The following is a 24,217-nucleotide window of genomic DNA, read 5'->3' on the forward strand; positions in this document are numbered from 1 at the left end:
TCTCCCAGTGATGGCGGAGTACCGCCCCATGCTGCGGCGGGCGGTCGACCGGGGTGAGGTTCGTGCGGACACCCCGGCCATCAGGTTCACGATGCACATGATGAGCGGCGCCTTCGCCGCCCACACGCTGATCGACGCACAGCCGCCGACGCATTACTTCCTCCTTGCGTACATCGACGCCGTGGCCCTCCCCGCCCTCGGCGCGCCCACGGCCTGACAAACCCCGCATTCAGCACCTGACGTGACCGCTCACGTCGTCGGGCCGATCAACCTTGCCTCCCCGCCGGGCTGATCACCCCTGCCCTGAACACCCCACGACCTGACTGGGAGTACGCCCTCGTGGCCACGTTCCTCTACAGACTCGGCCGACTCGCCTTCAGGCGACGGCACTTCGTCGCCCTCATATGGGTGGCACTGCTGGCGCTCGCGGGCTTCGGCGCGGCCAGCGCCCCCTCGGCGGGCAACACGTCCTTCACCGTCCCCGGCACCGAGGCCCAGAAGGCCTTCGACCTGCTGGAACAGCGCTTCCCCGGGATGAGCGCCGACGGCGGCACCGCCCGGGTCGTCTTCAAGGCACCCGCCGGCGAGAAGATGACGGACGCCGCCAACAAGAACACCGTGCAGAAGACCGTCGACGCGCTGGCCGACGGCCCCGAGGTCGCCTCCGTCGCCGACCCCTACCAGGCCGACGCCGTCAGCAAGGACGGCACGATCGCCTACGCGTCGGTCAAGTACAAGGTCCCCGGCATGGAACTGGAGGACGGCACCCGGCAAGTCCTGGAGGAGACCGCGCAGGACGCGCGGGACGCCGGGCTGACCGTGGAGGTCGGCGGTGACGCACTCCTGGCGCAGCCCGAGACCGGCACGGGCGAGATCATCGGTATCGCGGTCGCCGCGGTGGTCCTGGTCATCACCTTCGGTTCACTGATCGCGGCCGGACTGCCGCTGCTGACGGCGGTCATCGGCGTCGGCATCGGAGTCTCGGCGATCACGGCCCTCGCCAGCACGCTCGAACTGGGCTCGACCACCTCGACGCTGGCCACGATGATCGGCCTGGCGGTCGGGATCGACTACGCACTGTTCGTCGTCTCCCGCTACCGGGCCGAACTGGCCGCGGGCCGCGAGCGTGAGGAGGCGGCCGGCCGGGCCGTCGGCACCGCGGGCTCGGCGGTGGTGTTCGCCGGCCTCACGGTCGTGATCGCGCTGGTGGGCCTGTCCGTGGTCAACATGCCGATGCTGACGAAGATGGGCGTCGCGGCCGCGGGCACGGTCGCGATCGCGGTACTCATCGCACTGACGATGATCCCCGCGCTGCTCGGTTACGCGGGCCGGAGGGTCAAGCCGGCGGGCGAGAAGAGCAAGTTCCTGGGCGGCGCCCGGGCCGCGCGGAAGGCCGCTTCGGCCAAGGCCAACATGGGCACGCGCTGGGCGAGGTTCGTCGTACGCCGTCCGATCGCCGTCCTGCTCCTCGGCGTCGTCGGCCTCGGGGCCGTCGCCGTCCCCGCCGTCTCCATGGAACTGGGCATCGGGGACGACAGCTCGCTGCCGACCTCGACGACGCAGCGCCGGGCGTACGACCTGCTGTCCGAGGGCTTCGGCCCCGGCTTCAACGGCCCCTTGGTGGTCGTCGTCGACGCGAGGGCGAGCGACGACCCGGATGCCGCGTTCACCGAGGTCACCGACCAGATCAAGGGCCTCAAGAACGTCGCGACCGTGATGCCGGCCGCCCCCAACAAGGAGGGCGACACAGCGACGATCACCGTGATCCCGGACTCCGAGCCGTCGTCGGTGACCACCGAGGAGCTGGTGCACGGCATCCGGGACGCGGGCGCGGGGATCAAGGCCGACACGGACGCGGACGTGCTGGTCACCGGCACCACAGCCATGAACATCGACGTCGCGCAGAGGCTGAACGACGCGCTGATCCCGTACCTGGCCCTGGTCGTGGGCCTGGCGTTCCTGCTGCTGATCGTGGTCTTCCGCTCCATCCTCGTCCCGCTGAAGGCGGCCCTCGGCTTCCTGCTGAGCGTGATGGCAGCTCTCGGCGCCGTGGTCGCGGTCTTCCAGTGGGGCTGGATGGCCGACCTCGTGGGCGTCGAGGAGACCCGCCCCATCGTGGCGATCATGCCGATCTTCATGATCGGTGTGGTCTTCGGCCTCGCGATGGACTACGAGGTGTTCCTCGTGACCCGGATGCGAGAGGCGTACATCCACGGCGAGAAGGCGAGCCAGGCCGTGGTGACCGGCTTCAACCACAGCGCGCGGGTCGTGACGGCCGCCGCGGTGATCATGATCGCGGTCTTCGGCGGCTTCATCGGCTCCAGCGAGGCGATGGTCAAGATGATCGGCTTCGGCCTGGCGGTCGCGGTCTTCTTCGACGCGTTCATCGTGCGGATGGCGATCGTCCCGGCCGTCCTGGCTCTGCTCGGCAGAAAGGCGTGGCGGCTGCCGAAGTGGCTGGACCGGGTGCTGCCGAACGTGGATGTCGAGGGGGAAGGGCTGCGGACGCAGGGCGACTCGGCCCGTTCGTCGGGCTCGTCCGGCTCGGGCGATTCGACGGGTGCGGATCCGGATGAGGAGCGGGAACTGGTGAAGTTCTGAGCGTCAGACCTCGGCGGCCCCCGGTCTGATGGTGTGCGGTGAGCACCTCATCAGACCCGGGTCCCCGCCGAGGTCGGCATCGGCAAGAGCGACGGGGGCTTCGGCATCATCGGCAAGATCTCCGCGGACATCCTGAACGTGGACGCCGCCACCGCCAAGGACCTGATCGAGAAGGCCCACCAGGTGTGTCCGCAGTCCAAGGCCACTCGCGGCAACATCACGGTCGAGCTCGCGGTCTGATCCGAACGGATCCGATCTCCACGCACCGGCCCTCTCGCGCGCCCGACTTCAGCGGGGCGGACGCCGCGCCGTGGCCCCACCAGGCGGTGTCGCGGGCCGCGAAGGCGGCGTTGACCTGCTTGGTCATGGCGGCGTGCGGGTGTCGACGGTGATGCCGTCAGATCACGGCTTCATAACGGGCCGGGACGGCACGCGCGCTGACCGCTCATCGCCTTCGACAAGCCCTCCCGTCTGTCGCCCCCCAGGATGACTATCATGCGCGACCGCACCTCCGTAGCCGCCGCTCCGGCAGCCGCCAGCGACGCTCACCTGACCGCCTTCATACGCAACGGCCCCCCGGACGCCGCCGACGCCGCGCTTGACGAGCTCTACCGGCGGCACCGCACTTCGGTCATCGCCTATGCCCGCACCTGCACACGAGACACGCACACGGCGGAAGACCTGACCTCGGAGGCGTTCGCCCGCGCGCTGCGCGCCGTGCGCGGAGGTGCCGGCCCCGAGGGGGCCTGGCGGCCGTATCTGCTGACCACGGTCCGCCGCACGGCCGCGTCGTGGGCCGCCACAGCCAACCGGATCGAGTTGTCCCCCGACTTCGGGACCTGGCTCTCCGAGGCGCCGAGCGGTGAGGAACAGGCGCTGCTGCGGGAGGACGCCGGTCTGGTGCAGCGCGCGTTCCGCAGTCTTCCCGAGCGCTGGCAGACCGTGCTGTGGCACTCGGCTGTGGAAGAAGAACCAGCGAAGCGGATCGCGCCACTGCTCGGTATCAGTCCGAGCGGCGTCGCGTCCCTCACCGCCCGGGCGCGTGAGGGTCTGCGTGAGGCGTACCTGACCGAGTACGCGGCGGACCCGACGATGCCCGACGAGTGCCGGCACTTCACGGGCGTGTTGGCCGCCTCGGTCCGCCGCGGCGGGCGGCACGGCGGGCACTCAGGTCTCGAGCGCCATCTTTCGGGATGCCGCCGGTGCCGCCGTGCGAACCACCAACTGTGGGAGCTGAACAACTCGCTCGAGGCCGTACTCCCGGCGGGTGTTCTGCTGTGGGTGGGTGCCTCGTACGGCACGAAGGCCGTGGGAGCGGCCGTGGTCGCAGGCTCCGCCGCCCCGGGGTCCGCGGCCGGGACGACCACGGCCACCCCAGGGGCCGGCACGACCGTCAAGGCCGCCGGCGTCGGCGCCGCCCTCCTCGCCGTAGCGATCGGCGGCTACGCGGCTCTGCCCGACGGCAACGACCCGCCGTCGCCGCGGCCCACCCTGGCGGCCACGCGACCCTCGCCCCCCTCGCCCCCCGCCCGGAGCGATCGGCACGACCCGAAGCCCCCCGCCCCCGCCCGGAGCGAACAGCGCGAGCCCTCAGCCCGTACACCGTCCGCACGCGCATCCAAGAAATCGACCCCTCCCGCTTGGCAGCCGGCCGCCGACGACCGCGTCCAGCTGCCGATCGTGTCCACCGGCCGCTGCATGGACATTTCCACGGCCGAGGGCGCCGAGCCGTACGAGGCCGAGTGCGACGGCAGCCGTACGCAGCAGTGGGAGCTGCTCATCGACCGTGCCGCGCAGGAGGCCCGTATCCGGAACTACGCGACCGGCATGTGTCTCACCCACAGCGGCACGTCGACGGACGGCGCCCCGGTCCGCCAGGAGCGCGCCTGCAACTCCACCGCGGTCACGGCCCTGTGGACCTACTTCTTCCAGGCTTCCGGCACGGTCAACTTCGCTCAGAAGGGGAACACCAGGTACTTCCTGGGCATCGATGAGTGGAACAAGGCCGACGGGCCTCACTCGCCTGTCATCGGCACGACGGCGAACTACTACAACACCGACTCCCTCCGGTTCCGCTACACAGGAGACGTCTTCAGCGGCTGACGAGGGCCACTCCTCGTGGGACGGCTGAGGTTTCAGGGCACCTCCCTCCCGCGAGAGGCGCCCAGAACCGGTTCAGGAAGCCGGAGTCAGCGTGCGTGGCGGGCCATGGCCGCCCGCTTGCGGCGGGACTTCAGCAGGAACGCGGCGCCGACCGTGAACAGCGCGGCGCCGCCCGCCGCCATGGGCAGGTAGTTGGTGGTGTCGGTGCCGGTCTCGGCGAGATCGGCACCATTCTGGCCACCGGCACCGCCGGTGCTTTCCGCGCTGTCCTCGTTCTGGGAAGCGACCGGCTCACTGCTGCCGGTCTGCGGCGCCGCGCCGTTGCCGGACTCGCCCTCGGCCTTCGCGGGGCTCGGCACGCCATTGAGGCTGACTGCCACCGTCGCCGCACCGTCACCGGACTGCTCCACCTTGATCTCAACCTTGTGTGCCTTGTCGGTGAAGACCGTGCCGGCCTTGAGAGCGTCGGCGTCACCAGGCGTGGTGTCGATCAGGTCGGCGTCCTTGCCGAAGTCGCCGTTCTTCACGCGGTAGGCGTGCACGCCCGTGAGGCGATCGTCGAGCGTGCCGGACGCGCCGCGCACCTCCACGATCAGGCTGTCCTGCCCGGCCGGGACGATCAGCGCGCGCACGCCGTCACCCGGTCCATACAGAGAACGCATCGTGTACGTACTGGACTTGGTGACCTTCACCGCTTCCGTCTCCGACAGCCACTTGGCGTGAATCAGCTCGGGCGCGGTCAGGCCCACCGCCACGCCGCCTCCCCCCATGGGGGTCTTGAAGCTGTTGTCCTCCGTGTCCCGGCAGCTCGCCAGGTCCGAGTCCTCGCAGCGAATCCGCATCTGGTGGCCGTAGCCGAGGTTGTGACCGAACTCGTGGGACAGCACTGTCTGGTCGGCTGTGCCGTCGCCGGTCGGAATCCAGGTCAGGCCGCCGCCCACAGAGCCGAGTCCCCCGAAGCCACAGCCCGCCTTCTCGCCGGGGAAGGCCATCGAGAGGTGATCAAAGTCGTCCCCCCACGTCAAGCCCTGTTCCTCCAGCGCCTTCTGCGTCAGCCAATAGATCTTGCGCGTGTCACAGCCGGCGGCCGGAATGTCGAGATTGATCGGGCCGATCACTCCGCCCTCACCCCCCGCGGCCGGCTTGAACGTGGTGGCTTCCCGGGTCACCTCGTTGTAGTACGAGGTCAGGGACCTGGTCTTGCCGAAGTAGCTGTTCTGCAGGTTGCTCCTGGCCTTCGTGGGGTCAGCGAAGGAGCTGTCGCTGAAGTTGATCATCGCAATCTGGATCCGCCGGGCGGGGCCGTCCACGGCAGCGGCGGTGGAAGGTGCCGTCGCGGCCAGTGCGACGGACGTGCAGGCGGCGGACATGAGCAGGGCGCCGCGAGGCACACGCATGGGAGGGGTCCTTCCGGTGGTTGAGCGGCTCGCGAAGTGCGAGCGAACTCCGAGCTTGCACGGGGCTCCTGAGCGACGCTCATCGCACGAGCGCCCCGAAGGATCTGTCACCCGTTGAGGAGCGCAGCCGCCTTCTACCGTCCTGGCGCGTTATCCACTCGTTATACGGGGGTGCGAGCAGCGGAAGTTACATGGGTCCGGCCCCGGATCGCTGGATCCCGGGCCAGGGCTCTTCCGGTGGACCAGGGCCTAAAGATCATTGGGGACCGGCCGCCTCGCAGCTGGGGCGTGATGTGGACGCCGGTCCACGGCGAGGCTGCCCGTCCCGCGCGGCGGACCGCCCGGCGCAACGGTCAAGCGGCGTGGGACAGCACCACGGGGTCGGCGGGTGCCGCGGAGCGGGCCGCGGTCGTGCGCACGGGACGGGTGGTGCGGACGGTGGCCGGGACCTGCGAGCGACTCCGCGCGAAGACAACGAGGCGCAGCACCGCGAACCGCGCGACACCGGCGAGCGCGGAGGCGGACAGGTAGACGACCTGCTCGAGCACCACACCGGGTGCCGCCACCAGTTGCTGCAGGACGAGCATCGCCACGGAGGTCACCGCGTACGCGGCCGCCGCGGACCCGGCCGACAGCGCATGCTGGCGCCTGGTCGCGCGCCCGCCCGCGCCGAAGGTGAAGCGGGCATGCAACTCGGTGGCGAAGAGCGTGGAAGCCGCGGTGATCAGAGCGTTGGCCAGGCCCCAGTAGATCCACGAGGCGAGGGCCGCCACGGCGAAGCTGGAGGCGAGCCCCACTCCGCCGCCGAAGAGTACGAAGCGGGCGAAGGAGGTGAAGGTGCCAGGTGCCGCCTGCTGCTGGCTCTGCGCTGTTTCCATGATCCGACTCGACCCCCTTGATCGCTCGTTCTTGTGTGCCGTGACCGTTTGACGGCATTCACCAAGGCCGTCCGACAGACGGCCCCTGATTCGATAGCTGACGGTGCGTCAACTCGTCACGTGGCGAGTCGCACGCGGATGCCCAGCGTCGTGTCCCCTCCCCGGCGCAGCCGGCTGTTGAGGATCATGAGGCGGCCGAGGATGCCGTACTTGCGGGCGATGAGGGTGCGGTAGCGGGCGCTGGTCGCCGCGTCGGTGATCTCGGCGGTGGCCGGGACCGGGTCGCCGGTCGGGTTGCCGCGCAGGTCGCAAGGGCCGACGAGGATGTCGCCGCGTGCCTGGATCCGCTTGACCTTCCAGGAATCGGCCTGGGTCTGCACGCCCAGCGTGTCTCCGTCGCGTACCACCCATACCGGTGTGGCGACCGGGGTGCCGTTCTTGCGGTAGCTGGTGATCAGCATGTACTTGCCGGCGCTGAGTCGCTCAAGCAGCGTGTCGTCCATGATGCGTTCGTGCTCCTTGCTCGTGCGTTCGAGGTCGTTGGCCACGTGGGCGGCGTAATGCGATGTCCGTTGGCGCATGGGGATGCCTTCTTCCGATGAGGGTGCGGGACGGCGCCGCGTGTGAGGTTGCGGGGTGGGATTGCGTACGGCCGCCTGGGGCTGGGGTGGTTCAGCTCAGGGGGACGTCGAGGACGGCCTTGCGGTGGCTGAACGTCTCGATGGAGTAGCGGCCGTGGTAGTTGCCCATGCCGCTTTCGCCGACGCCGCCGAAGGGAAGCGTCGGCACGGCGAGGTGGTGCATCGGCAGGCCGAAGTTGAGGCCGCCCGAGGAGGTCTCGGCGGCGAGGCGGCGCTTGGTGGTGTCGCTCTCGGTGAAGGCGTACAGGGCGAGGGGCTTGTCGCGGTCGTTGATGAACGCGATGGCCTCGTCGAGGTCCGCCACGGTGAGGATCGGGAGGACGGGGCCGAAGATCTCCTCCTGCATCACGGGCTCGTCGGGCCGGACGTCGGCCAGCACGGTCGGGGCGATGTACGTGTCCGCGCGGTCGGTCTGCCCGCCGGTGACGGTGCGGCCGGAGCCCAGCAGCGCGGTCAGCCGGTCGAAGTGCCGCTCGTTGATGATGCGTCCGTAGGCGTCGGAGGTCTGCGGGTCCGCACCGAACAGCCCCTTGATCGCGACGACCAGGGCGGCCTACAGTTCGGCCGCGGTATCGGGGTCGGTCAGGACGTAGTCGGGGGCGACGCAGGTCTGTCCGGCGTTGGCGAACTTCGTCTGCGCCAGGCGTTGCGCGACCGTGGCGATGTCGGCGTCCCGGTCCACGAACACCGGGGACTTGCCGCCGAGTTCGAGGACGACGGGGGTGAGGTTCTTCACGGCGGCGGTCATCACGATGCGGCCGACGGTGCCGTTGCCGGTGTAGAAGATGTGGTCGAAGTGCTGCTCCAGCAGCACAGTGGTCTCCGGCGCGCCGCCCTCGACGACCGCGGTCGCGTCGGTGTCGAGATACGCGGGCAGTAGTTCGGCCAGCAGTGCCGAGGTGTGGGCGGCGTAGTCGGCGGGCTTGATGACGACCGCGTTCCCGGCGGCGAGCGCGCCCGCGACGGGCACGAGCAGCAGATTGACCGGGTAGTTCCACGCCGCGATGACAAGGGCGACACCCAGGGGGTCGAGCACGGTACGGGCGGTGCTGCCGGGGACGCCGGGCACCGTCACGGGGGCGGGCTGCGGGGCGGTCCACTCCTCCAGGTGCTCCAGGTAGTCGTCGATCTCGGCGATCGTGGTTTCGATCTCCATGGCGTCGGCCTCGGCACGGTTCTTGCGCAGGTCGGCGTAGAGGGCGTCGGCTATCGCCGCGCGGTTGTCGGTGAGCAGGTCGCGCAGGCGGGTCAGCTGCCGTCGGCGCCAGGCCAGGGGCTTGGTTCGGCCGGTACGGAAGGCAGAGCGCAGTCGGTCCACCAGCGCGGTGGCTTCGGCGGAGGTGAAGGTGTCGTCGAGGGTGAAGGCTGCCTTGGTGTCAGTCACAGTCGTGTCCTGTTCGGTTTGGAGAGAAGGCCGGCCGGTCGGCATTTCGAGGGAAGGAAAGTCGCGGCCGTGGAGGTGGTGCGGTCAGACCGTGGCGGCCGTGCGTGCGGGCGTCGTTTCGCCGTCGCCCGACGCTGCGGGCGTGCCGGTGGCGGGCGAGGGGGACCTGCGGCGGACCGCCAGGCCGACCATGGCCACGCCGATGACCAGCACGAACGCCATGCCGGCGAGGGCGAAGCTCAGGGTGTACTGGCTCTCGGCGGGCAGCGCGGGAACCCCGGGGGGCAGGTTGTCGAGCGTCTGGGAGGCAAGCAGCGAGGTGATGACCGCGCTGCCGATCGCACTGCCGGCGGAGCGGGAGATGGAGTTGATGCCGTTGGCGATACCGGTCTGGTGGTGGGGGACGCCCGCCACGATCAGAGCGGGCATCGCGGCATAGCCGAAGCTGATGGCAACGCCGACGACCATGCCGGCCAGGATCACCGACGCGGTGGTGTCGTGAGCGAAGGTCAGCCAGGCGAAACCGACGACGCCGAAGACGGCGCCGGCGGCAAGCGTGAGACGCGCGCCGATGCGGCGGACCAGCATGCCTCCGAACTGCGCGGCGACGAGCGAGACGAGGGCGGAGGGCAGCAGGTAGACGACGGAGGCGCGCAGGACGGAGGCGCCGAAGCCGTAGCCGGCGATCTCAGAGGGCGTCTGCACGAGATAGGAGACGCCGATGAACTGGGAGAACATGGCGAAACCGACGAGAAGTCCGGCGATGTTGGTGAAGAGCACCGGGCGGTGGACGAACATCTTCATGTCCACGAGGGGGTCGCGGACCCTGCGTTCGACGAGGACCCAGATGACGGTCGTGACGGCCGCGGCGGCGAAGAGGGCGAGCGTGCGGGTCGAGGTCCAGCCCCAGGTGTGGCCCTGCGAGATGGGCAGCAGGAACAGGACGAGCAGCAGGGCGAGACCGGCGGCGCCGAGCCAGTCGGTGCGCCCGCCCGTCCGGGTGCGGGGCGCGGGTACGGCTATCGCAACGGCGATGAGCGCGGCGGTGGCGAGTGCGGCGGCCAGCCAGAAGACCTGGTGGTAGTCGGGGTGCGCGCCCTGGGTGAGGAGTCCGGCGCTCACCAGGGCGAGGCCGCTGCCGAACCCGAGCGTTCCGCTCACCAGAGCCATGGCGCCGGGCAGCCGTGCGGGCTCGACCTCTGAGCGCAGCACGGACAGCGCGAGCGGGAAGATCGCGGTGGCGGCGCCCTGCATCACGCGGGCCACGATGAGCCACAGCATGGAACTCGTGGTCGCGGCGAGCACGGATCCGGCGACCATCAGCACGAGCACACCGAGCAGGGTCGGCTTCGTGCCGTGCTGGTCGCCGAAGCGGCCCAGGAGCGGCGTGAAGACCGCGGCCGACAGCAGCGTGGCGGTGGTGACCCAGCTGACCTGCGCGGTGGAGGCGCCGAGGTCGTTCTGGATGATGCCGAGGATCGGGATGACCAGGGTCTGCATCATCGACACGACCATGGCGGCGAGGCCCAGCACCAGCACGAGGCTGAGGCTGCCGGTGCGGCGCTCCGGCGCGGTGGGGAGGGAGGACTTCACGGTCTTCTTTCCGGTGGAAGGTTGCCAAAGGGCGGACACATCGATGGGCGAGAACCAAAACCATCGAGGTACTCCATACTTGAAGACATCAAACAATATGAAGCTGGGGCATGTCAAAGGTTGAGAGATTCAAGCTTTTTGGGGTACCCTTCAGGCATGCCGCCCACCCCGTCCAAGGCCCAGCTCATGGAGCTGCTCGCCCACTCGGTCAGTACGCACTACGCCGACTTCACGACCGCCGCCGCCGACACGGGCCTTACCTCCAGTCAGGCAAAGACCCTCACGGTGCTGCGCCGCGCGCCCGCCTCGATGCGCTCGCTCGCGCACACCCTCGCCTGTGACGCGTCGAACATGACCGGAATCATCGACCGGCTCGAAAAGCGCGACCTGGTCCGCCGTGAGGTGAGCGCCACCGACCGCCGCGTGAAGAACGTCGCCCTCACCGAGGCGGGGCAGAAGCTGATCGACGCCATCCGCGAGCGGATGGAGCAGACGCAGACCGGCCTGGACCAACTGTCCGACGAGGAGCGCGCCGAACTCTTCCGCCTCCTGACGGTGGTCTTCCCGGCCCAGTAGCCCACCCCGCCTGACAAGGTCCGGGCTGGGCCGACTGCGGCAGAGCCTTGAGCGCGTTGATCGTCCTGTGAGCCCAGCGCCTTGAGGCCGGCAGGCAGGGAGGGCCTCGGTCAGGACCTCCGGAAGCCGAACCCCCGCCGCCGACCGCCAGGACCGGAGCCGGCCCGTCCTGGCGGGTGTGGCCGTACAGCAGGTTCACCCAGGGCGCCCGCCTCGTGGAAGCCGCCCTTGAGCGTGACCAGCTCCTTGATGCCGTCCGCACGTACGCCGACACGGCGAGTACGCGGGCTGGGCCTCTTCCGGGCGGACATTGAGGTGGATGCCGCCGACCCGCACACGCGCAGTCGACCTCTGCGAGGTCGCGGTCAAGAACGCGACGCGGTCGGCCTGTCACTGCTGGTCAGTGGTGATGAGTGAGGGACGCCTCAATCGGGTCGACGAGTGGTGCGAGGACCTCAGGAAAGCTATTGTCGGCGAGGTAGAACGACCGGTCTTTCTCTGAGAGTGGTTCTCTGGGCTGTCCGGGCGGGTCCGCCACCAGCCGGAGGACTCTCACGGTCCCTGGTCGGCAGACCGGCCACGGCCACGTCGTCCGAGAGGCGAAGTGCCCTGGAGGTGCGGCGTCTTGCACAGCAGATATCCGCTGAGGCCTTTGCGGCATCGCCCCCCAAGTCCTTCCGCCCCCAGCAGAACCGACCGCTCAGCCGCCGACGGGACCACAGCACGTTGCCCGTTCACGCCGACGCGATGGACCAACCGCACTCCCCGACAAGGGCATCGATATGACCACCAGCACCGCGGACCACACAGCCCGGCACTGCCCTCTTTGCAGGCGGCCCTTGCAGGAGCCGAACGACTACACCTTGTTCCTGCGGCAGTGGGTGCGCGCACCGGCCCGCATGGGGGCCATCGCCCCCAGCTCGCGGCACCTGGCCGCGGCGGTCTGCGCTCCGGTGCCCGAACGCGGCGAGCCCGTCGTGGTGGAACTGGGTGCCGGCACCGGACCCTTCACCGCCGAGATCCAGCGCCGGCTGGGCGGCCGCGGCCGCCACCTGGCTGTCGAGATCGATCCGCTCCTTGCCCAGCGCCTGCGCCACCGGCACCCGGGAGCGGAGGTCATCCAGCGCGACGCCGTACACCTGCGCCGCCTGCTGGATGAGCGCGGCATCGAGAAGGCCGACGTGGTGGTCAGCGGCCTGCCCTGGGCCCTCTTTCCCTCCGTCACCCAGCACCAGCTCATGGACGCGACAGCCGCGGTGCTCGCCCCGGCGGGTGCCTTCACCGCGTTCACCTACCTCCACGCCGTTCCCCTCTCCCCCGCCCGTCGATTCCGCGAACTGATGGCCAACCGCTTCGAAGAGGTCGTCCCCAGCCGCACCATATGGCGCAACACACCCCCGGCCTTCGTCCTCCACGCCCGCAGACCCCGCCCATGAGCCCGCGACCCCGGAACCCCGGTCACGGAGTCGACGCACGACGTCGGCGTACCGCCCGCCGGCGTCCTCGGGCCGGTCTCGCCGACCACGCTCCTTGGGCGGCTTTCGGCGCGCACGACAATCCTGCCGTCGGTTACGCGAACGACGGCAGGTCGCGTCATGCGGTGTCGGGGTTGACCAGGACGATCTTGCCGATGTGGTGGGCGTCCAGGATCCGGTGCGCTTCCGCGGCCTCGGTCATGGGCAGGGTCCGGTCGAGCAGTATCGGATCGAGCCCACAAGGCCGCCGTACATGCTGCGAATTGCGCGACGAAGGCGTTGGACACCTTCCGGGAGCGCGGGTAGGGGACGGGATCGCCGTCTGGATGTGCGCCAGTCCCTTCACAGGGCACATCCAGGGTGCGTAAGCCTGGGAAAGCGCGGGACCGGGACTGCAGGCATCGGCAGCATGAGGCGGGGAATCAGCCGCCTGCGTACGGAGGGGTACGGGAGCAGGTGCCGGTGCGAGGTCTCTGCTACGTCATGTCAGCTTCTTGAGCATCTCGGCCGCAGCCGGTCCAGCCGAGGCAGGGTTCTGGCCGGTGACCAGGTTGCGGTCGACGACCACGTTCGGGGCCCACGGCTCGCCCTCCTGGTAGTCGGCGCCGATCTCGACCAGGCGGTCCTGGAGCAGCCACTTGGCGCCCGTCGCAAGGCCGCCCTGGGTCTCCTCGGCGTTGCTGAAGCCGGTGAGCCGGTAGCCGGCGAAGGCGTTGCCGCCATCGGCCTTGGTGGCAGCCAGCAGGGCGGCCGGGGCGTGGCAGACCACGCCGAGCGGTCTGCCCGAGGCGAGGACGTCGATGAGGAGCTTGCCGGAGACGGCGTCGACGGCCAGGTCCTCCATCGGGCCGTGGCCACCGGGGTAGAAGACGGCGGCGTAGTCGTCGAGGTCGACGTCCTCCAGCTTGACGGGGTGCTGGATCTCGCTGATCGAGGCGAGGGCGTCCGCCACCTTCCTCGCGCCCTCCTCGCCGCCGTTGAACTGCGGCGCCAGACTTCCTTGGTCCAAGGGCGGCACGACTCCGCCCGGTGTGGCGACGACGATCTCGTGGCCGGCGGCCCTGAACGCCTGGTACGGGGTGACGGCCTCCTCGGCCCAGAAGCCGGTCGGGTGCTTGCTGCCGTCCGCCAGCGTCCAGTGGCCGGCGCCGGTCATCACGAAAAGGATCTTCGACATTGAGGAGTCTCCTGGAGGTGGGTTGGTCGGGAGGCGCCCTGCGGATGCCGGCCGCCCCACGGGTCTGTGCTTGTTACTCGGTCTCGGCCAAGGCACCGAGAATCAAGTCGCTGACGGCCTTGGTGGACACCGGGTTCTGGCCCGTGATCAGGCGGCCGTCGCGCACGGCGTGCGGCGTCATCGGGACGGTGGAGCGCACATACTTGGCTCCCTTCGCGCGCAGTTCGTCCTCCAGGAGGAACGGCACCCTGCTCTTCACACCGGCCAGTCTTTCCTCGATCGTCGCGAAGCCTGTGACGGTGCGGTTCTGTACGAGCGGGTTCCCGTCGGCGTCACGGAGGTTGATGAGGGCGCAGGCGCCGTGGCAGACCGAGGAGACGATGCCGCCTGCGGCGTAGACGGCGTCGCCTGTTCGCTGCACGTCAGCGCTGTCGGGAAAGTCCCACATGGTTCCGTGACCACCCGTGAAGAAGATCGTGGAGTAGTCGTCCGGATCCGCCTCGGCGACAGGACGGGTGGATTTCAGATCGTCCATGAAGGCCGGGTCGTCGAGATACGTGCGAACTGTTCTGTCGACGAACAACCGGCCGAGGCTTCGAGGGTCGAGAGGCACCTCGCCGCCCGCCGGGCTTACCACCTCCACGGTGTGGCCGGCCGTCACCGCCTTGTCGTAGAAATGGACGAGCTCACCCAGCCACAGGCCGGTCCGGTGCTCGCTCACCCCGTAGGTGCCCTGATTGGTCACCACCGCCAGAATCTTTTTCCGTCTCACCTTTCCCACGTCTCCTTGCCGGTTTAATGCACATTCCGGGCCGGGCCTGGCAGAAGGGCGCTGACGCAACCCGCTCCTGCACGCCCAGGCTGCGATCACGGTTACTGCCCTGCCCACCCGGGACCGGCGCCTCAGGCAGCGGCCGGCGCTCGTCCGGATCTGAGCGCAGTGGAATGTGCCCAGACGATGACGATCGCGAGCAGGAAATCCAGGAGGGCGGAGGCGAGGAAGACTCCCGCTGGGCTGGGAATGCCGTACTGGGAGAAGGAGACCAGCCGACCGATGCCCCCGAGGAAGATCGGGACTGCCAGGAAGTAGACGAGCACTCCCTGCCGACGGATCGTTGCCGCCGCCCAGAAGAACAGGGGAGCCCAGCCGATGTAGACGCCTGCCATGAAGCGGTGCAGGTTGTCCGCGTCCGCCGGGCCTCCCTGCGCCAATTGCTGCAGGCCGTCTCCGAGCGTGATGGCGGTGGCCAGCACCAGGCAGACACGGACGATGGTGTTGGCTGCTGCGACACGAGTGCCGACCGCCACCACGCCTCCTTACATGTCCGGGAATGGACTCAGGGCTCGGGCTCAGGCCTGCTCGGTGGGGCGTACGAGCAGTTCGGCGACAGCCACGTGCCGGGGACGGGTGACGATGTAGCCGACGGTGTCGGCGACGTCCTGGCTCTGCAGCCGCTCGACGTCGCCGAGACCGGCGTTGAGCAGTTGCTGGACGGCTTCCGAGTTGTGGGTGCGCAGTTCGGTGTCGACGCTGCCCGGCTCAATGACGGACACGCGGACGTGCTGCTTTGCCAGTTCCTGGCGCAGCGCCTCGCTGAAGCCGGTAACGCCGAACTTGGTGGCGGTGTACACGGCCATCATGGCGTAGGCATTGCGGCCGTTCAGCGAGCTGATGTTGACGATGTCGGCGACCTGGCGCGGCCCGTCGGCGGCGGCCTTGACCAGGTGAGGAACGGCCGCGTGGGTGGCGTGCAGCAGGCCCATGAGGTTGATGTCGACCATGCGCTGCCAGTCGTTCAGGTCGGCGCCGGGGGTGGGTCCGAGCAACATGAGGCCGGCGTTGTTGACCAGGGTGTCCAGGCGGCCAAGGCCTTCGACGGTCCGCTCGACCGCTGCCGCGGCGGCCTGGGCGTCGGTGATGTCGGCGGGCACGACCAGGGCCTGTCCGCCGGCGCTTGAGATCTCCGCGGCCAGGTCGGTGAGCCGGTCCTCACGCCGGCCGACCAGGGCCACGGACGCGCCCTCGCGGGCAAGCTCGAGGGCGGTGGCGTGGCCGATGCCGCTGGACGCGCCGGTGACCAGGGCGACGGTTCCTTCAAGACGACGAGTCATGGTTCAAGCCTTTCGATGCGCGGCCACGTTGCTAGGGCCGTACGGGATAGGGGGTGGCGGCCCTGGTAGACCGTCTGGGGGTGGGGGGCCACTCAGGGCCGGGCCACGGGCAGAATGGGGAAGTGAGTACTACTGGGCAGAAGACAACCAACCCCAAGCGTCAGGACAGCACGGTCGAAGGAGACCTGCCTCCTCGCGAACGCCTGGTCCGGGCCGCGTCGCGGCTGTTCTATTACGAGGGAGTACGCGCGATCGGCGTGGAGCGGCTGATCGCCGAGGCCGGGGTGACCAAGGCGACCTTCTACCGGCACTTCGCCTCCAAGGACGACCTGGTCGTGGCATACCTGCTGACCAAGGACGCCTACTACAAGCAGGTGGCCGAACCGCTGGCCGCCGGGCACCCGCCCGCCGAAGCGATCGACCTCATCTTCGAGGCGATCGCCGAGCACGCCCGTGAGCGCGGCTTTCGCGGATCGCCGTTCCTGAACGCGTCCGCCGAGTACCCGGACGCCGACCACCCGGTCCGCGACCTGGTGACGACCCACCGGAACTGGATCCGCACCCTCTTCCAGGACCTGCTCACCCGGCTCGGCCACGCCGACCCTGAGTCGGCCGCCGGTGCGCTGCTGATGCTGTACGACGGCGCGATGGCCGCCGGCTACCTGGACGACTCCACGGCCGCCTACGAGACCCTGCTGAACGCCGTCCGGCTGATCCGGTCGGGAAGCTGATCCCGTCGGAGCCGCATGAGGCAGCGGCTCTGTGCGGTGCCCCGGCTGGGCCGGGGCGCGGATTGCTTTCACGGAACCTTTTGATCTCTCTTCGACGTGCACCGGCGACCTACTGGGAGATCTCCGCCTGGAGGCAGCCCAGCCGGGAAGGTCGGTATAGACCCTTCCTCACGAGGGAGGAAGACCGGTCGTTCTACCAATCGACGATAACCCCCTCGCCGTCCGCGCGCCAACCGACCGACGCGCTTGTGGGATCGCTCACGGGTCGCCGCTGCCCCCGCAGGGCCTTTCCGGCTCGGCGGCCGAGCCCGCCGGCTCCTTGACCTTCTGGCGCTACCTTCGACCCGTCACAGCAACCGAACCTGTCGCGGCAACGCAGCGAAGACCGTGCCGCGCAGTGACGAAGCCCGATCCATTCGGGTTTATGTAGATTTTCTACACGCATTCTCAGCCACATGGCCAGGTGAAAGCGCCATGCGTTCCGGACCGATCGCGCCCGTGTCGACTTACGCATTTCGGCAGGCAGTGGATGTTTCCGGCCGGAACAGCGGCAAGAACCCTGCCCGGATCCACTCGGAGCGCGCCCGTTCTCTGCCTGCGTCTCCTGCTCTCTGCCCAGTACTCCCGCGCGGCCGGTACGCAACACCCGCCTAGCGACCCACGTCAACCGGCCCCGTCACCATGGCAGTTGGCAGTTGGTGCTGTTGCGCACGGCCGACGCACCGGTGGCGGCCAGGTCCGCGACGACTTCAGGAGTGATTGACGTTCCCAGTCCGGGCACTTGTCTCAGTGAAGTCCGGTCTGTGCCTGGACATGGACCTGGCCACCTCGAAGGTCCAGCTCTGGTCCTGCTGGGGCGGCGACAACCAGAAGTGGAAGACCAGCTAGAGGTTTTCCCCGCTGGACACACCCCGCAGGCCGGTCGCGGAGGCCAAGGACTGACCGGCCTGCCCGGGGCGCCCATGCGGCCATCCCCGCCTATCGGCTCCGCATACCCCTACCGTGCGGCACCCGGCCGCAGCGTGCACGATGCCGAGCGCACTGCCTTCCTGGAGTCTCACCTGGCAGCCTGCACGCGGGCCGGCCGCCGCGGCGGCCCGCTCGCTGGCTTGGCCTGGTCACAGTTCTCGGAATCCGCCGAGACCCTGGCCACGAGCGACGGGGAGGGGCCGTTGCGGCCGCCTGCTGATCGTGGTTTGCGGTCGCGTGGGGACCGGACGGACGCCTTAGCAGGAACCAATTTCTGTTATGGCACCCCCGGCCCAAGGTCTCCCCTTGTACCAGGACAAAAATTGAGCGCCGGAAAGGGATGTGGACAGGCGTGGCAGCAACTGGGGAACACGATCACGCAGTGGTCGAGGCGGCACGACGAGGCGACCTGTGGGCGCAGGACGAGCTGGTCAGCACGTATCTGCCGCTGGTGTACAACATCGTAGGCCGGGCGCTGAACGGGCATGCCGACGTCGACGACGTCGTACAGGAGACCATGCTCCGCGCGCTCGGCGGCCTCAGCTCGCTGCATAACCCGGCCAGCTTCCGGTCCTGGCTGGTGGCCATCACGATGAACCAGATCCGCACCCACCGGTACAAGCAGCTGATCGCACCGGCCGGTTCGGATCTGGAGGACGCCTACGACGTGGCCGACCCCGGCGCGGATTTCGTGGACCTGACGATCGTCCGTCTCGGTCTGGAAGGCCAGCGGCGTGAGGTGGCCGAGGCCACCCGTTGGCTGGAGACCGACGACCGTACGCTGCTGTCGCTGTGGTGGCTCGAGGCCGTGGGCGAGCTGAGCCGGGCCGAGGTGGCCGCCGCGCTGGAGCTGTCGGCGCAGCACACTGCCGTGCGCGTACAGCGGATGAAGGCGCAGTTGGAGGCCGCCCGTCTGGTCGTACGCGCGCTCTCCGCGTCCCCGCTGTGCACACGCCTCGACCAAGTGATCGGAAACTGGGACGGCCGCCCGTCGCCGCTTTGGCGCAAGCGCATCGCTCGGCACGCACGGGACTGCGCGAACTGCTCGGGCCACCAAGCCGGACTGGTGCCCGCAGAGGGGCTGTTGGTGGGACTCGGCCTCGTGCCCGTGGCTGCCGCGCTGACCGGTCTCGCAGGGCTGACCGCCCTCGGCGGTGCCGAAACACCCGCCGAGGCCGTGACCTTCGACGCATCCGGACACCAAAGCAGGGGTGATCTCGCGGCTACGGGAGACCACGCCCACGCAGGCTCCTCCCGCCCCAACATGGGCACGACGTCCGAACCGGGCGCCCCCACCACCGTACTTGCGCCGGTCCACGGCGTTCGCACGGATGGCCGGCGCAGCCGCCGCGCCCGCAGGCGAATACAGCGGCGTCGTATCACCGGCGTGGCCGCCGCGGCAGCCGTCCTGATCACCGGGGGCACGATCGCGAGCCTGACCGCGACGTCGGACGGGGAGGGGACCACGGTGCGGTCCGCGGCCGACTCACAGTCCGCGATCCCCACAGAGCCCAAGCCCTCTCCCCCGACCGCCTCGGCAATCCCGTCACCTTCGCCCAGCAAGTCCCGCTCGCCCAGGCCCACTCCCACCCGGACCAAGCCCACGCCGGCACCGTCGAAACCGAAGGCGGCGTCTCCCGAACCCAAGCCGACCCCCACTCCTCCTCCCGCCGCGGATCCCGTGAACACTCCGGCCGAGCAGGTCTTGGCGATCACCAACGCCGAGCGGGCCAAAGCCGGTTGCAGCCCCCTGAAGCTCGACGACCGCCTCGCACGCGCCGCCCAACTCCACAGCGAGGACATGTCGGCCAACGGCTACTTCGACCACACCAGCCTGGACGGCCGCAGTTTCGCGGACAGGGCCACCGCCCAGGGGCATCCGTCGCCCGGAGCAGAGAACATCGCCCAAGGGCAAAGCTCTCCCGAAGCCGTCATGAATGCGTGGATGAACTCGCCGGGCCACCGGGCCAACCTCCTCAACTGCTCCCTGACCACCATGGGCGTCGGCCTGGCCGACGACGATTGGACCTGGACCCAGGTGTTCGGCTTCTAGCTTGATCTTCAACCTGAGATCGAACGAGGCCCAGGCTCCCTTGGTCGCTCGCCCAGCCGGACCCCCGGCGTGAACGCTGCAACAGATCGCCGTGCAGGGCTGCTCCACGCTGGCGTGCGAGGCCGATGTGGATCTGCGCGCGGGTGCGTTCGGTGGCGGCCATGACCAGGACGTGCCGAGTGGGCCGACGGAGGACGGCACCGGACGGCCGACCGGTCCTAGTTCAGCGCCTTTCGCAGGGCGGTCAGGATGGCTTCGTCGCTGGCGCCCAGAGCGCGGGCGGCCGAAGTGAAGCCCCTTGCCAGCGTGGCGAGTTGGTCCGGATCGGGGTGTGTTGCATCGGACGGCGGCGCCGCGACCCGGGAGCCGGCGCCACGGCGGGTGCGGATCAGCTCAGCGGCCTCCAGCTCGCGGTATGCGCGGGCCACGGTCCCCGGCGCCAGGCCCAGGTCGGTGGCGAGCTGACGCACGGTCGGCAGGCGTTCACCCTCGGCCAGTTGGCTGGTGAGGATCAGGGCGGCGAGCTGGGTGCGGATCTGTTCGTACGGCGGCACCTGGCTGGTGGTGTCGATGCGGACGGCGAGCGCGGTCACCGTCGGGCCGCCCGGGGTGCCACCACGGTGAACAGGGACCAGGCCAGGGTGAGCAGGGCCAGCAGGCCAAGGGGGCAGATCGCCAAGGAGGCGACGGAGCCCATCATGCCCCCGCAGTCACTGTCCGCCAGATGGGTGGCGATCATCAGAGCGACGAGCAACAGCAGGCCCGAGACCAGCACCCCCCAGGCTGCGACGATCGCCCGCGAGCGGTCGCGGCGCTGCTGTTCGCCGCCCGGACGCCGGGCGATACGCCGCAGGGCCCAGGCGCAGGCGACTGTGCCGATGACGAGCGAGCCGAGGATCTGGCGGCTGGCCAGGATGCCGGGCCAGAGGATGACAGGTGGTTCGGTCCCGTCACAGCCGCCGTCAGACGCCATCGCCCCGATCACCCGGTCCGCGGCGCCTTGAGTGGCCATGGCATCCCCGATGCCCACCAGCGCGACGAGGAATACCGCCTGGAGGAGAAGGAGAAGGGTGATACGGGGCGGTACATGGTCCCGCACTCGGCGCGGGGTGAGACTGGCGGTGCGTACCGCCTCCCGGGGACGCGGAGTGAGGGCGTCGCCGAGCAGGACGCCGCCCACCGTGCACAGGCCGAAGGCGGTGACGAAGCTGACCAGGGGCACGCCGAAGTCGAAGCTGCTGTGGCCGGAATTGGTGATGTCCATGGTGGCCCACAGCGGTGCTGCGGCGACGCCCACGGCCGGACCGGCCCAGCGGGCGTAGTGATCAGCACGGGCACGGAGGCGGGACTCGGGCCGGTCGGTGTCGAGCATACGGAACCCCAATGAGTGGTGATGGCCGCATGGCTTGCGCCCAGCGGAAGCGGACGCTGCTTGCCGCAAGCCACGTTTGTATCGAGTGGTGAGTACAAGATGCCGTGGATGGAATCTTGTGTCAAACACTCGATACAAGGATCGGTTGGCGACGGCTCTCCACCCGATTGAACCGGCCGGTGCGGGCTGCCTCGGGGGTGTCGAGACGCCGCCTCTTTTCGGCGGTGTACAGGTCGTCGTACCTTCTTGGGCACGGATCTGAGAGCCGCTGACCAGGGGATCCATGAGCAGCGCCCGGAGCGTGCCGGGTGACAGCCGAGGTGCATCCGGAAGGCTGGGGAGGCACGCGCCGATGGAAGCAAGGTGCTGAAGCCTCACAAGGCGCGGAATGTTCTGAGGAATCAACCGCAGAGCGGCTGCCGACGCGGCAAGCAAGGGGCCGTCCACATCCTGCCAAAGGCGGCCGGTCAAGGGGGCAGCGGTCATGCGCGTCTCCCAGGGCCGGCGGACGATTCTTGATGCAGACGAAGAATTCACAGCGGCCAGTCCCCGGGCCTGTGGGCCGCCGCTCCGGGGCGGCGGCCCACGCAGGCGGGTCCTACCTCTGCTTGATCCTCAGGAACGTCACGGAGTTCGCCGGGAAGGTGTACGTGAACGTCGGGGCCACGCCCCGGAACGTGGACGTCACCGGCGTCACCGGCGTGTCCGTCTCGGTGTTCACGGCGTCCTCGTCGGCGGCCAGCGTGGTCACGCGGGCCGCGGAGGCGACCTTGGCACCACCGAGGTCGACGGTCGTACGGGCCTCCGCCGACTGTGCGTTGACGACCTTGACGATCAGGTCACCGGTCTTCGCGTCCTTGGTGACGACCTGGCGGAACGGCTCGGCCGGCTTGTCGTCCTTGAAGCCGCCCCACTCCTTGCCGTCGAGGAAGAGGGTGACCTGGCGGCCGCGGACCTTGATGTCGATGTCGTAGGCGCGGCCGGTCTCGATCGACCCGGGCTTCGTCATCAGGGTGCCCTTGCCGCCGTCCACGGCCTGCTCGATCGCGGACTGGGTGTTGTTCCAGCCGCCCAGGTTCCACCAGTAGTAGTTGCCGGTGTCCTTGACGCCGAAGGCTACGAGGAAGCCCTCCTTGCCGGACTTCTTGGTGGCCTTCACATGCAGGTCGTAGTCCTTCCAGGCCGGGTCGCCCGCCGTGACCATGGTGTTCTCGGCGGCGGTGTCGGTCTGGACGTACTGGCCGTCCTGGATGCTCCAGCTGCCGCGGCCGCTGCTCTGCCACTTGGAGGCGTCACCGGAGAAGTCGTCGGTCAGCAGGGCCGACCCGTCCGCCGAGGTGACCTTCACGTCGTCGTACGCGGCGCTGGTGGCCCACGTCGACAGGCCGACGGCGCCGGTGATGGGGCCGCTGACGTTCGGGGTCGTGGTGGCCTTCGACGGGACGACGCGGTCGCCGACGTTGGTCATGAACAGCTTCTGGACCTCGTAGTTGGCCGAGTTCCAGGAGGCCCGGTTGTTGAACCAGATCATGTCCGGGCGCCACTGCACGTAGTCCTCGTTGGCGAGCAGCGGGGCGTACGAGGCGAGCTTGACGACGTCCGCGTTGCGCTCCAGGCCGGTCATGAAGGCGGCTTCGGAGAGGCCGTTCTTCCAGGCGTTGCCCTGGGAGGCGTACTCGCCCAGGAAGACCTTGGGGCCGTTCCGGTCGTAGGAGTCGTAGCGGTCGTTGTTCTGCAGGAACCAGTTCGGGCTGTTGTAGTAGTGCTCGTCGACCATGTCGACCTTGCCCTCGCGGTTGAGCTGCCAGGCGGTGTCGAAGGTCGTGCCGGCGTCGTCCGGGCCCGAGTTGGAGATGACGGTGATGTCCGGGTACTTCGCCTTGATGGCCGTCCGGAACCGCTCGAAGCGGGCGAAGAACTCCTTCGGGAGGTTCTCCTCGTTGCCGACCCCGATGTGGGTCAGGTGGAAGGGCTTGGGGTGGCCCATCTGCGCGCGCACCTTGCCCCACGTGGAGGTCGCCGGCCCGTTGGCGAACTCGATGAGGTCGAGGGTGTCCTGGATGTGCCGCTTGAGCAGCGCCTCGTCGTCGGTGGCCCTGTTCTGGCCGCAGCCGGTCACCAGGGCCGGGACGACGGGCAGCGGCATGGCGCCGATGTCCTCGGAGAAGCGGAAGTACTCGTAGTAGCCGAGACCGTAGCTCTGGTTGTAGCCCCAGAAGTTGGCGTTGGTGGCGCGCTGCTCTACGGGTCCGATGGTGTCCTTCCACTGGTAGCTGCGCTTGCGCTGCCAGTTCGAGGCCTCGCTGTAGTCCTCCATGGAGCCGGTGTTGACCAGGCAGCCGCCGGGGAAGCGCACGAAGCCGGGCTTCAGGGCGGCGATCTTCTCGGCGAGGTCCTTGCGCAAGCCGTTCGGCTGGTTCTTGTACGTCTCGCGCGGGAACAGCGACACCTCGTCCAGCGCGGCGGCGTTCGACGAGGCGACGGCGAGCCGGCCGCGGTTGCTCGTACGGGTCGCCGTGAACGTGGCCTTGTACTTGGCCCAGCCGCCCTTCACGGCGACCTGCCGGGCGGTGGCGAGTGTGCCCGCGGTGTCCTTCAGCGAGACCGTGAGCGTGGTGCCGCTCGCGGCGCGGGCCCAGACGGAGAAGTCGTACCGCTTGCCCTTGTCGACCCGGATGCCGGTGTTGTAGCCGGCGTTCGTGACGGACGAGCCGGCGCCCAGGGACAGGTAGTTGCGGTTGCGCTCGTTGAGGCGGCCCGAGTCGTTCACGACCTCGGCCGTGCCGCCCGCCGTCCACGAGGTCAGGGGCGTGTAGGAGCCGTTGTCGGCGGTGGAGTACTCAAAGGATCGGTTCTGCACGAGCTCGGCGTACAGACCGCCGTCGGCGGCCCGGTTGATGTCCTCGAAGAAGACGCCGTACATCGTGTCGTCGATCGCGGCACCCTTGGCGGACGGGTCGACGGTGATCGCGTAGTCGGTGACGTCCTCGGCGTGCGCGGGCGCCGGTACGAGGGCTGCTGCCGTCAGGAGGGCGATGGCCGTGAGACCGACTCTCCATCGGGTACGGGCGGCGGTGCGTGGCATGGATACTCCGCGGCTCTCTGGTAGAGGAGTGTTCGAAATATCAGACATTGATCAGCACTTCGAACGGCAA

Annotated in this window: 18 protein-coding genes and 3 pseudogenes; 9 read left to right on the forward strand and 12 right to left on the reverse strand. The window is 69.2% G+C overall.

All coding sequences use genetic code 11. From position 1 onward, the window contains the following. Positions 1-4: 4 nt before the first annotated feature. The 4 genes and pseudogenes from HNR57_RS21455 to HNR57_RS21470 all read left to right on the forward strand — a co-directional run. Positions 5-217, forward strand: a pseudogene (locus HNR57_RS21455) (TetR/AcrR family transcriptional regulator C-terminal ligand-binding domain-containing protein); the annotation flags it as partial. A 122-nt stretch (positions 218-339) separates the two neighbouring features. Beyond that, positions 340-2,601 (forward strand): MMPL family transporter, encoded by a 2,262-nt coding sequence (locus tag HNR57_RS21460; protein WP_184561781.1) that lies wholly within the window; start codon positions 340-342, stop codon positions 2,599-2,601. A gap of 60 nt (positions 2,602-2,661) precedes the next feature. Beyond that, positions 2,662-2,841 (forward strand): annotated as a pseudogene (locus HNR57_RS21465) (OsmC family protein); the annotation flags it as partial. Positions 2,842-3,096: 255 nt separating this feature from the next. Continuing rightward, on the forward strand, positions 3,097-4,704 hold the full coding sequence (locus tag HNR57_RS21470; RefSeq protein WP_184561783.1) for a sigma-70 family RNA polymerase sigma factor: 1,608 nt from the start codon (positions 3,097-3,099) through the stop codon (positions 4,702-4,704). Between the two features lie 86 nt (positions 4,705-4,790). On the opposite strand, the gene HNR57_RS40610 is transcribed toward HNR57_RS21470, so the two are convergent. The 5 genes and pseudogenes from HNR57_RS40610 to HNR57_RS21495 all read right to left on the reverse strand — a co-directional run bounded on the left by HNR57_RS40610 (position 4,791) and on the right by HNR57_RS21495 (position 10,597). Then, a complete protein-coding gene (locus HNR57_RS40610; RefSeq protein WP_184561785.1) occupies positions 4,791-6,014 on the reverse strand; it encodes an LPXTG cell wall anchor domain-containing protein in 1,224 nt (407 codons plus the stop codon). Positions 6,015-6,454: 440 nt separating this feature from the next. Then, complete coding sequence (locus tag HNR57_RS21480; RefSeq protein ID WP_184561787.1) at positions 6,455-6,979, reverse strand: GtrA domain-containing protein; 525 nt, start codon at positions 6,977-6,979, stop codon at positions 6,455-6,457. A 116-nt stretch (positions 6,980-7,095) separates the two neighbouring features. Continuing rightward, a complete protein-coding gene (locus tag HNR57_RS21485; protein ID WP_184562198.1) occupies positions 7,096-7,482 on the reverse strand; it encodes a PPOX class F420-dependent oxidoreductase in 387 nt (128 codons plus the stop codon). A gap of 169 nt (positions 7,483-7,651) precedes the next feature. Next, positions 7,652-9,049, reverse strand: a pseudogene (locus HNR57_RS21490) (aldehyde dehydrogenase family protein). Between the two features lie 39 nt (positions 9,050-9,088). Then, positions 9,089-10,597 carry an MFS transporter gene (locus tag HNR57_RS21495; protein WP_313674293.1) on the reverse strand — a complete coding sequence of 503 codons (1,509 nt, stop codon included), beginning with the start codon at positions 10,595-10,597 and terminating at the stop codon, positions 9,089-9,091. Between the two features lie 156 nt (positions 10,598-10,753). On the opposite strand from HNR57_RS21495, the gene HNR57_RS21500 reads away from it, so the two are divergent. Both HNR57_RS21500 and HNR57_RS21505 read left to right on the forward strand, forming a co-directional pair. Beyond that, positions 10,754-11,173 carry a MarR family winged helix-turn-helix transcriptional regulator gene (locus tag HNR57_RS21500; protein WP_246554815.1) on the forward strand — a complete coding sequence of 140 codons (420 nt, stop codon included), beginning with the start codon at positions 10,754-10,756 and terminating at the stop codon, positions 11,171-11,173. A 782-nt stretch (positions 11,174-11,955) separates the two neighbouring features. Then, positions 11,956-12,609 carry a class I SAM-dependent methyltransferase gene (locus HNR57_RS21505; protein ID WP_184561789.1) on the forward strand — a complete coding sequence of 218 codons (654 nt, stop codon included), beginning with the start codon at positions 11,956-11,958 and terminating at the stop codon, positions 12,607-12,609. Positions 12,610-13,129: 520 nt separating this feature from the next. Here HNR57_RS21505 and HNR57_RS21510 read toward each other — a convergent pair. The 4 genes from HNR57_RS21510 to HNR57_RS21525 all read right to left on the reverse strand — a co-directional run bounded on the left by HNR57_RS21510 (position 13,130) and on the right by HNR57_RS21525 (position 15,937). Then, positions 13,130-13,825: a type 1 glutamine amidotransferase domain-containing protein gene (locus HNR57_RS21510; protein ID WP_184561791.1), complete on the reverse strand. Its 696-nt coding sequence runs from the start codon at positions 13,823-13,825 to the stop codon at positions 13,130-13,132. Between the two features lie 73 nt (positions 13,826-13,898). Continuing rightward, complete coding sequence (locus tag HNR57_RS21515; protein WP_184561793.1) at positions 13,899-14,606, reverse strand: type 1 glutamine amidotransferase domain-containing protein; 708 nt, start codon at positions 14,604-14,606, stop codon at positions 13,899-13,901. A gap of 122 nt (positions 14,607-14,728) precedes the next feature. Beyond that, positions 14,729-15,133, reverse strand: coding sequence for a DUF4345 family protein (locus HNR57_RS21520; protein WP_184561795.1), 405 nt, complete (start codon positions 15,131-15,133; stop codon positions 14,729-14,731). 42 nt (positions 15,134-15,175) lie between these two features. After that, on the reverse strand, positions 15,176-15,937 hold the full coding sequence (locus HNR57_RS21525) for an SDR family NAD(P)-dependent oxidoreductase (protein WP_184561797.1): 762 nt from the start codon (positions 15,935-15,937) through the stop codon (positions 15,176-15,178). Positions 15,938-16,059: 122 nt separating this feature from the next. Between HNR57_RS21525 and HNR57_RS21530 the strand changes: the two genes are divergently transcribed. From HNR57_RS21530 to HNR57_RS21540, 3 genes are all read left to right on the forward strand, one after another. Then, positions 16,060-16,668 (forward strand): TetR/AcrR family transcriptional regulator, encoded by a 609-nt coding sequence (locus HNR57_RS21530; RefSeq protein WP_313674297.1) that lies wholly within the window; start codon positions 16,060-16,062, stop codon positions 16,666-16,668. A gap of 789 nt (positions 16,669-17,457) precedes the next feature. After that, the gene (locus HNR57_RS40320) at positions 17,458-17,556 is read left to right on the forward strand and encodes a ricin-type beta-trefoil lectin domain protein (protein WP_313674299.1); all 99 of its coding nucleotides are present in this window, start codon (positions 17,458-17,460) and stop codon (positions 17,554-17,556) included. 421 nt (positions 17,557-17,977) lie between these two features. Continuing rightward, positions 17,978-19,690: a sigma-70 family RNA polymerase sigma factor gene (locus tag HNR57_RS21540; protein WP_184561801.1), complete on the forward strand. Its 1,713-nt coding sequence runs from the start codon at positions 17,978-17,980 to the stop codon at positions 19,688-19,690. 218 nt (positions 19,691-19,908) lie between these two features. Here HNR57_RS21540 and HNR57_RS21545 read toward each other — a convergent pair whose 3' ends face one another. The 3 genes from HNR57_RS21545 to HNR57_RS21555 form a co-directional block, all read right to left on the reverse strand. Next, positions 19,909-20,283 carry a GntR family transcriptional regulator gene (locus tag HNR57_RS21545; RefSeq protein WP_184561803.1) on the reverse strand — a complete coding sequence of 125 codons (375 nt, stop codon included), beginning with the start codon at positions 20,281-20,283 and terminating at the stop codon, positions 19,909-19,911. Beyond that, on the reverse strand, positions 20,280-21,062 hold the full coding sequence (locus HNR57_RS21550; RefSeq protein WP_184561805.1) for a hypothetical protein: 783 nt from the start codon (positions 21,060-21,062) through the stop codon (positions 20,280-20,282). The genes HNR57_RS21545 and HNR57_RS21550 overlap by 4 nt, the downstream gene beginning before the upstream one ends. 598 nt (positions 21,063-21,660) lie before the next feature. Beyond that, positions 21,661-24,147, reverse strand: coding sequence for an alpha-L-arabinofuranosidase family protein (locus HNR57_RS21555; protein WP_184561807.1), 2,487 nt, complete (start codon positions 24,145-24,147; stop codon positions 21,661-21,663). Positions 24,148-24,217: the final 70 nt, after the last annotated feature.

Origin of the sequence: Streptomyces paradoxus (genome assembly GCF_014202475.1) — a bacterium.
Classification (GTDB): domain Bacteria; phylum Actinomycetota; class Actinomycetes; order Streptomycetales; family Streptomycetaceae; genus Streptomyces; species Streptomyces paradoxus.